Annotated in this window: 9 protein-coding genes and 1 pseudogene; 1 reads left to right on the top strand and 9 read right to left on the bottom strand. The window is 70.8% G+C overall.

Annotated features, from left to right (window positions below; genetic code table 11):
• Positions 1 to 111 precede the first annotated feature (111 nt).
• The 6 genes from QP939_RS16840 to topA all read right to left on the bottom strand — a co-directional run bounded on the left by QP939_RS16840 (position 112) and on the right by topA (position 6,601).
• A complete protein-coding gene (locus QP939_RS16840) occupies positions 112 to 729 on the bottom strand; it encodes a hypothetical protein (RefSeq protein ID WP_285457718.1) in 618 nt (205 codons plus the stop codon).
• A 438-nt stretch (positions 730 to 1,167) separates the two neighbouring features.
• A complete protein-coding gene (locus QP939_RS16835) occupies positions 1,168 to 1,959 on the bottom strand; it encodes a hypothetical protein (RefSeq protein ID WP_285457717.1) in 792 nt (263 codons plus the stop codon).
• Positions 1,952 to 2,149 carry a hypothetical protein gene (locus QP939_RS16830; protein WP_285457716.1) on the bottom strand — a complete coding sequence of 66 codons (198 nt, stop codon included), beginning with the start codon at positions 2,147 to 2,149 and terminating at the stop codon, positions 1,952 to 1,954. Before QP939_RS16830 ends, QP939_RS16835 begins: the two co-directional genes overlap by 8 nt.
• The gene (locus tag QP939_RS16825; protein WP_285457715.1) at positions 2,142 to 2,933 is read right to left on the bottom strand and encodes an ESX secretion-associated protein EspG; all 792 of its coding nucleotides are present in this window, start codon (positions 2,931 to 2,933) and stop codon (positions 2,142 to 2,144) included. The genes QP939_RS16830 and QP939_RS16825 overlap by 8 nt, the downstream gene beginning before the upstream one ends.
• Before the next feature lie 86 nt (positions 2,934 to 3,019).
• Positions 3,020 to 3,613 carry a hypothetical protein gene (locus QP939_RS16820; RefSeq protein WP_285457713.1) on the bottom strand — a complete coding sequence of 198 codons (594 nt, stop codon included), beginning with the start codon at positions 3,611 to 3,613 and terminating at the stop codon, positions 3,020 to 3,022.
• Between the two features lie 117 nt (positions 3,614 to 3,730).
• On the bottom strand, positions 3,731 to 6,601 hold the full coding sequence (gene topA, locus QP939_RS16815) for a type I DNA topoisomerase (protein WP_285457712.1): 2,871 nt from the start codon (positions 6,599 to 6,601) through the stop codon (positions 3,731 to 3,733).
• A 298-nt stretch (positions 6,602 to 6,899) separates the two neighbouring features.
• On the opposite strand from topA, the pseudogene QP939_RS16810 reads away from it, so the two are divergent.
• Positions 6,900 to 7,707 (top strand): annotated as a pseudogene (locus QP939_RS16810) (S1 family peptidase).
• An 18-nt stretch (positions 7,708 to 7,725) separates the two neighbouring features.
• Here QP939_RS16810 and QP939_RS16805 read toward each other — a convergent pair.
• The 3 genes from QP939_RS16805 to QP939_RS16795 all read right to left on the bottom strand — a co-directional run bounded on the left by QP939_RS16805 (position 7,726) and on the right by QP939_RS16795 (position 11,472).
• The gene (locus tag QP939_RS16805; RefSeq protein WP_285457711.1) at positions 7,726 to 8,376 is read right to left on the bottom strand and encodes a hypothetical protein; all 651 of its coding nucleotides are present in this window, start codon (positions 8,374 to 8,376) and stop codon (positions 7,726 to 7,728) included.
• A 52-nt stretch (positions 8,377 to 8,428) separates the two neighbouring features.
• The gene (locus tag QP939_RS16800; protein WP_285457710.1) at positions 8,429 to 9,019 is read right to left on the bottom strand and encodes a hypothetical protein; all 591 of its coding nucleotides are present in this window, start codon (positions 9,017 to 9,019) and stop codon (positions 8,429 to 8,431) included.
• A 155-nt stretch (positions 9,020 to 9,174) separates the two neighbouring features.
• Positions 9,175 to 11,472, bottom strand: a complete 2,298-nt coding sequence (locus QP939_RS16795; protein WP_285457709.1) for a sodium-translocating pyrophosphatase — start codon at positions 11,470 to 11,472, stop codon at positions 9,175 to 9,177.
• Positions 11,473 to 11,493: the final 21 nt, after the last annotated feature.

Here is an 11,493-nt window from a genome sequence, read left to right as displayed (position 1 = left end):
TAGTCACGGCGATGCCGGACGCCCTCGTGAGGTCGCCCGACCGTGACGCCAGGGTAGCCCGATCGGCCCTTGCCCCGGCGTCCCGGTGGGGTGGTGAGCAGCGCGGGGACGCTAGTCGAACAGCCCGGTCACGCTGCTGACCAGGCTCGACACCATCTCGATGGCGACGAACCCGAACACGATCAGCAAAGCCACGGCGAGCAGGACACCCGCCATGCTCGACGACGGCCGGTTGAACGCCGGCATGGACATCGACGGCATCTTCGGCAGCCGCCGCCGCTTGACGGGAACGACTTCGAGGTCGTCGTCGAAGTCGTCTTCGGCGGCCGGGTCCGGCCGCGCGGCCCGCTGCAGGAGCGGCGGCCGGCTCGGCCAGGTGCGCTGCCGGCTCCGCTGCCGCGGGAGCACCCCGAGCGGCGGAGCGACTTCTTCGCCGACGGTGCTGGTCGTACCGGCCGGCGGGATGGCCGCGGGGGTCTTGGCCTCCTCCTCCCGGAGGGTTTCCTCGACCATCCGCCGCACGACCTCTTCATCGGGCTGCACCGGCCCGGCGACGGGGATGGCGTCGGGCTCGTGGCCGTTCGGGGCCGCGGTGCGTGGCTCGGGGTTCGCGGTGACCAGCCCCGAGACCGGGTCCGCGAACGTCTCGCCAGGTGCTTCGGACAGAGTGCCGTCGCGCTGAGTGAGCTCGGGGGCATTGAAGAAGGGAGCCTCACCGTTCGCGCTCATGGTGACCACCTCACTACTGAATGTCCTCGCCTTTCCAGGGTAGCGACGATGGCGGATAACGCATCCGCCCAATGGCTCTGTCTGCAGTGGAGGGTCGGTCACGCAGCGCGAGCCCGTACCCGAACCCCCTGCAGTGTCCAGCCCGCCGGTGGCCCGGTCGACCGCCGTTGGTGACGGATCGTAGTGAGTCCAGTCACAGGGCCGCCGAGCGGGCGTGGCCAGTCCGCGGCCAAGTGGCCAGTGTGGCGGGGGCCGCTCGGGGTGGCTTCGCGGATGACTGGAGGCTCTCGGCGGGCTGGCGTCGGCGGCCGCGGCTACGGGCGGTGCTGGACCGCGATGCTCGCGGGCAGCGTGCCTGGCCGAGGGCGCGGCGGATCGCGCGCCGACCACACGGCCGCCCGCGCCGAGCCTCGCCAGCGGATTCCCTCGTGCGTCTGCTCAGGGCATCTCCTCCTGTCCGAGGTCGATCATCTTCCGGCACCAGTCGCGGAGCATTCCGCGGCTGAAGGGGCTCATCACCAGCTGGCGCCGCCCGTCGCCGCGGTCCAGGGCCGCCAGTGCGAACCGGCCCAGGTCCGTGTCCACCAAGACGAAGCCGTGGTCCGGGAACTCCGCGCACAAGCCTCCGAACGCCAGCATGTCCAGCACCGCCGTTCCCGACCTCGGCCGGGCCAGCAGTTCCCTCATCGCTCCCACGTCGTCGTCCTGGCCGTCGTGGACCAGGCCGTCCTCGTCCACCGTCAGCCAGATCGCCCGGGGTGACGCTCCGAACGGGGCCTCCGGCAGCTCCGCCACCAGCATCTCCGGCAGCTCCTCGAAGTCGGCCAGGTGGATCGCCGTGCGGCCCGGCAGGGAGCCCATCATGAACGCGCGCTCGCCGTCGGCGTAGCAGCGGATGTCCGCCGTCTCCGGGCCTTCGTCGAACACGCCGCACAGTGCCGCCCGCACCGAGCCGCGCAGCATCAGCGAGACCACCTCGAAGCCGATCTCGTTCAGCTCGCCGTCTTCGCCGAACGGCGTGCCCTCGATCCAGGCCGCCCACGCCGTGTGCCGCTCGACCTCGGCGACCAGGTCCGCCGGGTCGTCGGAGACCGGGCCGTGGACCAGGATGTCGTGGTCGCTGACGTCCGGGTTGTACAGCCGGTCGACCGGCTCGCGGTCCGGCATCGCCGCGAGCACCGGCCGGGCCGCCAGCTCCAGCAGCTCCCGGGCCGCCGTGCGCTCAGGCATCGCGCCCCCTCTCGCTCGACGCCTCCTCCTCAGCACCCGGGCCGGCCGCCTGCCGCGGCTCCGGGACGCCGTTGGTCAGCTCGGCGGCTTCGAGGATCGCGTCGCGCACCGTCAGGTCTCTCGGCGCGGCCGCCACCACCCGGTCCACCCCCTCCCCCTCCGTCGTCCGCACCGGCGCGTGCTCAGGCATGGCTCTGCACCGCCTCGACGATCCACTGCTCGGCCGTGCTCCGTGACGCCGGACCCCACGTGACCGTCCAGCGCCCGGTCCGGCCGACCGCCGCGCTGAACTGGTAGCGGCCCAGGTCGTTGTCCACCAGCCCGAACGCGCCGTGCGGGTACTCGGCCAAAATCGCGTCGCGCACCGCGAGGTCGACCAGCACCGTGCCCAGCCGGGGCCGCGCCGCGCACTCCCGGATCTGCTCGACCGCCTCCTCGCACCGGCGCGGGATCAGGCCACCCTCGTCGGTCTCGATGCGCAACTGCCGGCCCGGGCCCGGCGGCCGGTCCGGCAAGCCGTCGAACACCCAGCCCGGCAGCTCGCTGAGGAAGCCCGACCGCAGCCGCGCGCGGTTGCCGAGCTTGTGCAGCACCGTGGTGTAGTCCTCGTCACCGAAGAACCGCACCTCCCACGGCTCCCGGCGCGCGGGGAAGACGCCGGTGACCACGCCGCGGATGAAGCCGCCGCGCAAGGCCCGGTACAGCCCGACGGCCTCGGCCGTGACCTCGCCGCCGGGCGCGAGGCCGATCGCGGCCATCCCGGCGACGAACCGGGTGTACTGCTCCACCTCGTCGGCGAGGCTGCGCGGTGGCTCGTCCGGCCGCGTGAACCGGGGTTCGGTGTCCGCCAGCACCGGGGGAATCTCGAACTCGGGGTCGTAGAACTCCATCACCGAGGGCCGCTCCGGCACCTCGGCCGAGAGCGGGGCGATGACCTCGTCGATAACGTCGAAGACGGCGACTGAGTTGCTCACCCTTAGATTGAACACCCTGGCACCGACAATTTCTCGCACATGTGTTCGAGTGGGTGAGGTTGTTCGGTGAACGGTCGGCGAGTGGCTCAGGCATGCTCCGGCACCCGCCCCTCGGCGAAGTCCGCGAGCCGCTCCACGGTGCCGGGCAGCCACCACAACCGGCGGTGGCCGCCCTCGCGTCTCAGCACCGCAAGGTGACGCCCGCGGTCGTCGTCGACGAACGCCGCCAGCTCCCACGGCCGCCGCCCGCCGCGGGCCAGGTCGACCTGCGTCGTGCCGACGCGGGGTCTTCGCAGCACCTCGAGCAGGTCGAGCACGAGGCACTCCTGGTCCGGCTCGAGCACGCCGCGCTCGTCGGCGTCGAGGTACAGCCCACCCGGCGCCGGCGGCCGGGGAGGCAGCCGCGTGAACGCCAGGGCCAGCAGCTCCGCCGTCGAGCCGGACGACGGCCCGGACAGGCGCAGCCCCTCCCCGGCGACGCCGAACTTCTCCCCGTCGTCGAAGAACGCCGACGTCCACGGCGACTCGAACAGCGCGAAAGCCACGCCGCAGACGACGTCCGCGCCGCGATCCAGCGTGTCGGCGAGGTCGAGCGCGTTCGGGCTGCCCGCGGCCGCCTTGCGGAGCGGGCCGAGGATCTTCCTGGTCACCGTGTGCACGGTGCGTGGTGTCGTGGTCACGCGTCCATGGAACCCGGGACCACCGACAATTTCCCGAACATCCGTTCGAGGTGTCACCCGAAAGTGTGACCGGGCAGCGCGAAGGCCCCGGGCGCACCGGGGGCCTTCGCGAGGGGCTTACTTCGTCTTCGTCGCGGTGGAGCGCTTCGTCGCGGTGGACTTCGCCGCCGTCGCCTTCTTGCTCGTGCCCGCCTTGACCGTCTTCGCCGTGGTCGACGTGGGCTTGCGCGCCGGGGCCTTCCGCTTCGGCGCCGGACCCTTCGCGCGCTTCTCGGCCAGCAGCTCGGCCGCGCGCTCGGCGGTCAGCGTCTCGATGTCGTCGCTCTTCCGCAGCGTCGCGTTGTACTCGCCGTCGGTCACGTACGGGCCGAACCGGCCGTCCTTGACCACCATCGGCTTGCCCGACACCGGGTCGTCGCCCAGCTCCTTGAGCGGCGGGCGAGCCGTCGCCGAGCGGCCGCGCTGCTTCGGCTCCGAGTAGATCTTCAGCGCTTCCTCGAGCGTGATCGAGAACAGCTGGTCCTCGGTCGTGAGCGACCGCGAGTCCGTGCCCTTCTTCAGGTACGGCCCGTAGCGCCCGTTCTGCGCGGTGATCTCGTCGCCGGACTCCGGGTCCTTGCCGACCACGCGCGGCAGCGAGAGCAGCTTCAGCGCGTCGTCCAGCGTGATGGTCTCGATGTCCATCGACTTGAACAGCGAGCCCGTGCGCGGCTTCGGCGCCTTCGCCTTGGCTGCCTTCTTCTGCGCGGCCGTGGCGTCCTCGGGGATCTCGATCTCCGGCAGCACCTCGGTCACATACGGCCCGAAGCGGCCTTCCTTCGCGACGATCTCGTGCCCGCTCACCGGGTCGGTGCCCAGCGTGCGGCCCTCCTGCGGGGTCGCGAACAGCTTCTCCGCGATCTCCTGCGTGAGCTCGTCCGGCGGCAGGTCCTCGGGCAGGTTCGCGCGCTGCGAGTTCCCGTCGACCTCCCGCTCGAGGTACGGCCCGTAACGGCCGACGCGAACCACGACCGTGTGCCCATCGGCGTCGCTGAACAGCGGGATCGAGTTGATCTCGCGCGCGTCGATGTCCTCGACGCTGCCCTCGACCAGCTTCTTCAGCCCACCCAGCCGGCCGATCGAGCCGTCGACGCCCATGTCGCCGCCGAAGTAGAACTTCGACAGCCACTGCGCGCGCTGCTCGTCACCCGCCGCGATGCGGTCGAGCTCGTCCTCCATGCCGGCGGTGAAGTCGTAGTCGACGAGCCGCTCGAAGTGCCGTTCCATCAGGCCGATCACGGCGAACGCGACCCACGACGGGACGAGCGCGGAGCCCTTCTTCCAGACGTAGCCGCGATCCTGGATGGTCTTGATGATCGACGCGTACGTCGACGGGCGGCCGATGCCCAGCTCTTCCAGCTTGCTGACCAGGCTCGGCTCCGAGTAACGCGCCGGCGGCGAGGTGGTGTGGCCGTCCGGGTTCAGCTCGGACGCGGTGAGCGCCTGGTCCTTCTCGAGCACCGGCAGGCGGCTCTGCTTGTCGTCGGCTTCGCCACCGGTCTCGGTGTCGACCGCCTCGACGTACGCCTTGAGGAAGCCCGCGAAGGTGATCGTGCGGCCCGAAGCGGCGAAGGTGCACTCCTCGCCCGAAGTCGCGTTGCCGACGATGCGCACGGACATCGTGGTGCCCTTGGCGTCCGCCATCTGCGACGCGATCGTACGCTGCCAGATCATCTCGTAGAGCCGGAACTCGTCGGTGTCCAGCTCACCCGCGACCTGCCCCGGCGTGCGGAAGACCTCGCCCGAGGGCCGGATCGCCTCGTGGGCCTCCTGCGCGTTCTTGACCTTGCGCGTGTACTGGCGCGGCGACGGCGAGACGTACTCCTTGCCGTACAGCTGCGTGGCCTGGCTGCGCGCGGCCGAGATCGCCGACTCCGACAGCGTCGTGGAGTCGGTACGCATATAAGTGATGTAGCCGTTCTCGTACAGCTTCTGCGCGATCCGCATCGTCCGCTCGGAGGTGAACCGCATCTTGCGGCCGGCCTCCTGCTGCAGCGTCGACGTCATGAAGGGCGCGTACGGCTTGCGCGTGTACGGCTTCTCTTCGACGCTCGCGACCTTGAAGTCACGCTGCTTCAGCGCCTCGGCCAGGCGTCGCGCGTCGGCCTCGGCGAGCACCCGGACCTCGTTGTTGGACGCCTTGAGCTGCCCGTCCGAACCGAAGTCGCGGCCGGTGGCCAGGCGCGCGCCGTCGACGGCGACCAGGCGCGCCGGGAAGTTCCGCGGCGACGCCTCTTCACCGGCGTCCATGGTCGCCGAGATGTCCCAGTACGACGCCGACGTGAAGCGCATCCGCTCGCGCTCCCGCTCGACGACGATCCGGGTCGCCACCGACTGCACGCGGCCCGCCGAGAGCTTCGGCATGACCTTCTTCCACAGCACCGGCGAGACCTCGTAGCCGTAGAGGCGGTCGAGGATGCGGCGGGTCTCCTGCGCGTCGACGAGGTCGGCGTCCAGCTCACGGGTCGAGTCGGCGGCCGCGCGGATGGCCTGCTCGGTGACCTCGTGGAAGACCATCCGGCGGACCGGGACCTTCGGCTTCAGCGTCTCGAGCAGGTGCCACGCGATGGCCTCGCCCTCGCGGTCGGGGTCCGTGGCGAGGTAGAGCTCGTCGACGTCCTTCAGCAGGCCCTTGAGCTCGGTGACCTTGGACTTCTTGTCCGGGGTGACCACGTAGAGGGCCTTGAAGCCGTTGTCGACGTCGACGCCGAGCCGGGCCCACGCCTCGCCCTTGTACTGGGCGGGCACGTCGGCGGCGCCACGCGGCAGGTCGCGGATGTGCCCGACGGAGGACTCGACGACGTAGCCGCCGCCCAGGTAGGGGGCGATCTTGCGGGCCTTCGTCGGCGACTCGACGATGACGAGCCGCCGGTGCCCGGCGCCGTTGTCCGCCGAAGCGCCGTTCTTCTTGGTCCGTGCTCCTGCCACGCTGTCCTGCTCTCCGCTCATCTCGTCCCGCCGCCGCGGGACTGCACCACGTCCCCACCCAGGGCCCGCGTTCTCGACCTGCCAGTGTGCACGCTCTCCCGGGCCGGACGGCGCGGAGGTGTCCCAACACGCCGCCGGTCCCGTGTCCAGCGCATCGCCGCTGACCTCGACGATGTTTCCCCAAGGTACCCGCCACGTGATTTCGGCCACGTCCCGCGCAGCCTAGCGCGTGACCGTCCGGATACCCTCCGTTCGACGGTGGTGGCCGCGGGGATGTGACCGCTTCACTGGTTTCCCCGTCCAGCCGAAAGGATCCGCCATGACCCGACGCCTCCTCGGCGCCCTGCTCACCGCCGCGACCGCCACAGTATTACTGGGGACCACCCCGGCGAGCGCGGCCGCGGCGAACTTCGCCGGCACGGTGGCCCTCTCCAACTGCTCGGGTTCGGTGGTCAAGCCGGCCGCGACGCCGGACACCGCACCCGCGCTCGTCATGTCCAACGGCCACTGCCTGGAGACCGGGTTCCCGGCGCCGGGTCAGGTCATCACCAACCGGAAGCTCCAGCCGCACCTTCACGCTGCTCAACGCGAGTGGCGGGAACGCGGGCACGCTGCGTGCGAAGAAGATCGTCTACGGGACGATGACCGACACCGACGTGTCGCTCTACCAGCTCACCACCACCTACGCGCAGATCAAGTCGACCTACGGGATCTCGCCGCTCGAGCTGTCGAACGCCCACCCGACGGCGGGTGCGGCGATCGACGTCGTCTCCGGGTACTGGAAGCGCATCTACTCCTGCAGCATCGACGGCTTCGTGTACCGGCTGAAGGAGGGCAGCTGGACCTGGAAGGACTCGATCCGCTACACCTCCGCCTGCCAGACCATCGGCGGCACGTCCGGTTCGCCGATCGTCTCCGGCGGCAAGGTCGTCGGCGTCAACAACACCGGCAACGAGGACGGCGGGCGCTGCACGGACAACAACCCGTGCGAGGTCGACCAGGCCGGCAACGTCACCGTGCGCGAGGGCATCAACTACGGCCAGGAGACCTACGGCATCCCGGCCTGCCTCACCGCGGCCAACGAAATCGCGCTCACTCAGGCCGGCTGCACGCTGCCCCGGCCCTGACGCGGCACTCGCACCCGGTCAGGCCGTGCTCGGCGCGGCCTCCGGGTGCGAGACCGGCCGCGGCTCCGCACCCGGCCACGCCGCCTCGGCGCCCGGCGGCGGCTCTCCGATCAGCTCCAGCAGCGCCTCCAACCGGCGTTTCCCGGTGACCTTGACGGCCGGGACCTCGGCCTTCGGGCCGGTCAGCTTCGCCGTGACGCCCAACGGCGTCAGCGCCTCGACCAGCCGCTCGTGCATGTTCGGCGCCAGCGGGTCGACCCCCAGCAGGTAGCCCTGCGTGCCGGGACGCCCGCCCGCGAGCGCCCACATCCGCAGCATCGCGCCGCTCAGCCGGAACCCGTCCGGCACCTCCTTGCCCGAGTCGTCCTCGGCCGGGCCCGCACAGCCCGTACGCAGCCACCGCAGCGCCAGCGGGAGCAGGTCGACCCGGAACGACGTCCGCACCTGCGGGTGGCCGCACTCGGCCTTCGCGACCTGGGCGTCCGCGCCCCGGCAGCGGAACTCGCGCGCCAGGACGTGCGCCCGCCACGGCTCGTCGACGACCACCGACAGCCGGGCGGCGGTGCGCCCGAACCCGGTGATCTGGCCGTGGCAGCACAGGAGCCCGGCCAGGTCGCCCAGGCCGGGGCCGCTGGCCTCGGCGGAGAAGAGCGAGATCGTCCGATCCACCGCGCCATGGTAGAACACAAGTTCGATTCGCGGCAGGCCTCGAGACGATCGATCAGCCGGGTGGTTGATCCAGCTGGCGGCAGGCCGGAGCTCGCTGCTCCGCCGCCGCCAGGGCCGGGATGTCCTTGACGCCCTTGAGGTAGTCGAGCGCGTCGATGCGGTCCAGCGTGGCCCTGGCCTCGCCGAGGGCCTCCTTGGTCGCCGCCGCGTCGCCGCGGGCGGCGTCGATCCGCTGGCGCGCGTTCTCCGCCTGGCTGCGGATCTCGGAGAACTGCCCGATGACGTCCTTGCGGCCGCCGTCCGCGGACGGCACCGGCGGGGCGCCGAGCGCCTCCAGCCCGGCGAGGCTCTGGTCGAGCCCGCCGACCACCGACGAAAGCAGGTCACTGGACGTCCGGGACGCCTTCTGCGGCGTGCTCGGATCGACGACGGGCAACGCCGCCAGCGCGCGGACCAGGTGCGTCACCGCGCCGCAGTAGCCGTCCGCCCATCTCGCCGCGGGATCGGCCTGCGGCACCACGGTCGTCACCGACAGACCCTGGTCCCCTGCCGGCGCCTGCGAGGCGGCTTGCTGCCCGCAGCCGGCGAGGCCGATCGTGATCGTCGTGGTTAGGGCGGCGAAGACGGTTGACCGCGGCCGCACCTGAACACCTCCTGCTCGACGACGTCCCGGAAGGCCCCGACGGTACCGACTCGGTGAAGCTTCGCAAGTCGCCGTGCCTGTATGAGATGACCCGACACGCCCCGGGCCCGGCACGCGACGCTGCGTGCCGGGCCCGGAAACGAGTGCTGCCGGTGTCAGGCCTTGACTTCGGCCGGGGTGTCGGAGATGACCGTCCCCCGCCGCTTGGACACCACGATCGCCGCCACGATCACCGCGACCGCGACCAGCGAGATGATGATGCGGACCGCGGGGTTCTCGTCGGGACCGATCGAGAACTGCACGACGGCGGGCGCGATCAGCACGGAAACCAGGTTCATCACCTTGATCAGCGGGTTGATCGCCGGGCCGGCGGTGTCCTTGAACGGGTCACCGACGGTGTCACCGATGACGGTGGCCTCGTGCGCGGGCGAGCCCTTGCCGCCGTGGTTGCCGTCCTCGACCAGCTTCTTCGCGTTGTCCCACGCGCCACCGGAGTTGGCGAGGAAGATCGCCATCAGGGTGCCGCAGGCGATCGCGCCGGCCAGGTAGCCGGCGAGCGCGCCGGTGCCGAGGCCGAAGCCGACCGCGATCGGGGCGAAGACCGCCAGCAGACCCGGCGTCGTCAGCTCACGCAGCGAGTCGCGCGTGACGATGTCGACGACCTTGCCGTACTCGGGGCGGGTGGTGCCCTCCATGATCCCCGGGATGTCGCGGAACTGGCGGCGCACCTCGAAGACGACCGCGCCGGCGGCCCGCGAAACCGCGTTCACGGCGAGACCGGAGAAGAGGAACACCACGGCCGCGCCGACGATCACGCCGACCAGCGTGTTCGGGCTGACGACCGCGTTGATGAACGACTTCGCGGCGCCCGCACCGGTCGCGATGCCGTTGCCCATGCCGGCCAGCGTCTTCTGGATCGCGTCCGAGTAGGACCCGAACAGCGCCGTGGCCGCGAGGACCGCCGTCGCGATCGCGATGCCCTTGGTGATCGCCTTGGTGGTGTTGCCGACCGCGTCGAGCTCGGTGAGGATCTGCGCGGCCTTCTCGTCGACGTCACCGGACATCTCGGCGATGCCCTGCGCGTTGTCCGAAACCGGGCCGAAGGTGTCCATCGCGACGATGACGCCGACGGTGGTCAGCAGGCCGGTGCCTGCCAGCGCCACGGCGAACAGCGCGACGCCGCCGCCCAGCAGGTAGGCGCCGAACACGGCCGCGCCGATGACGAGCGCGGTGTACACAGCGGACTCGAAACCGACCGAGATGCCGGACAGGATGACCGTCGCCGGACCGGTTTCCGAGGTGCGGCCGACGTCCTTGACCGGCTTGTACTCGGTGCCGGTGTAGTAGCCGGTCAGCTTCAGGATGATCGCCGCGAGCACGATGCCGATGATCACCGCGACGGTCGCGATGACCGCCGGGTTGCCCGAACCCTCGAAGCCCGCGCCGAAGTCGGAGAAGCTGCTCGGCAGGTAGACGAACGCCGCGATCGCCGACAGGACGGCGGAGATGACCGCGGAGATGTAGAAGGAGCGGTTGATCGTGACCAGACCGCCCTCACCAGCGCGCGCCTTGGTGATGTAGACACCGATGACGGCGGTGATGACACCGATGGCCGGGACGATCAGCGGGAAGATCAGGCCGTGCACGCCGAAGGCGGTGCTGCCCAGGATCAGGGCGGCGACCAGCATGACGGCGTAGGACTCGAAGAGGTCCGCGGCCATACCCGCGCAGTCACCGACGTTGTCGCCCACGTTGTCCGCAATCGTCGCGGCGTTGCGCGGGTCGTCCTCCGGGATGCCCTGCTCGACCTTGCCGACCAGGTCCGCGCCGACGTCGGCGGCCTTGGTGAAGATACCGCCGCCGACACGCATGAACATGGCGATCAAGGCGGCGCCGAAGCCGAAACCCTCCAGCACCTTGGGCGCCTGGCCGGTGTAGACGAGCACGACGACCGCGGCACCGAAGAGACCGAGGCCGACGGTGATCATGCCGACCACGCCACCGGTGCGGAACGCGACGCGCATCGCCTTCTCGCGGCCGCCCTCCTCACGCGACGCCGCCGCGACGCGCAGGTTCGCCTGCGTCGCCAGCCACATGCCGAGGTAGCCGATCGCGAACGAGAAACCCGCACCGACCAGGAAGAAGATCGAACGGCCGATCTTCTCGTTCCAGTCGTCGGCGGGAAGGATGAAGAGCAGGAGGAACACGATCACGCCGAAGATGGCGAGGGTGTTCCGCTGCCGCTTGAGGTACGCGGCCGCGCCTTCCTGCACCGCCTTGGCGATGTCCTGCATCTTGGCGGTGCCCTGGCCTGCGGCCAGCACCTCCTTGAGCAGGACGTAGCCGATGACGAGTGCGGCAAGCGCGACCACGGCGACTACACCGACAATCGTGTAGCCACCTCCGGAGAGCGCGATATTTCCGCCGCCCTCCGCGAGGAACTGCCGTGACATTCGTCCTCCATGAGACGTCGC

Origin of the sequence: Amycolatopsis nalaikhensis, assembly GCF_030264295.1 — a bacterium.
In the GTDB taxonomy this organism is placed as follows: Bacteria; Actinomycetota; Actinomycetes; order Mycobacteriales; family Pseudonocardiaceae; genus Amycolatopsis; species Amycolatopsis nalaikhensis.
Note: the sequence above shows the minus strand (reverse complement) of the source record. Positions and strands in the feature narration are given on the sequence as shown.

What these genes read in the sequence shown, in the direction of transcription:
- QP939_RS16840 (WP_285457718.1), bottom strand. Translation starts at nt 729, where the DNA reads ATGAGCGCGAACGGTGAGGCTCCCTTCTTCAATGCCCCCGAGCTCACT.
- QP939_RS16835 (WP_285457717.1), bottom strand. Translation starts at nt 1,959, where the DNA reads ATGCCTGAGCGCACGGCGGCCCGGGAGCTGCTGGAGCTGGCGGCCCGG.
- QP939_RS16830 (WP_285457716.1), bottom strand. Translation starts at nt 2,149, where the DNA reads ATGCCTGAGCACGCGCCGGTGCGGACGACGGAGGGGGAGGGGGTGGAC.
- topA (WP_285457712.1), bottom strand. Translation starts at nt 6,601, where the DNA reads ATGAGCGGAGAGCAGGACAGCGTGGCAGGAGCACGGACCAAGAAGAAC.
- QP939_RS16795 (WP_285457709.1), bottom strand. Translation starts at nt 11,472, where the DNA reads ATGTCACGGCAGTTCCTCGCGGAGGGCGGCGGAAATATCGCGCTCTCC.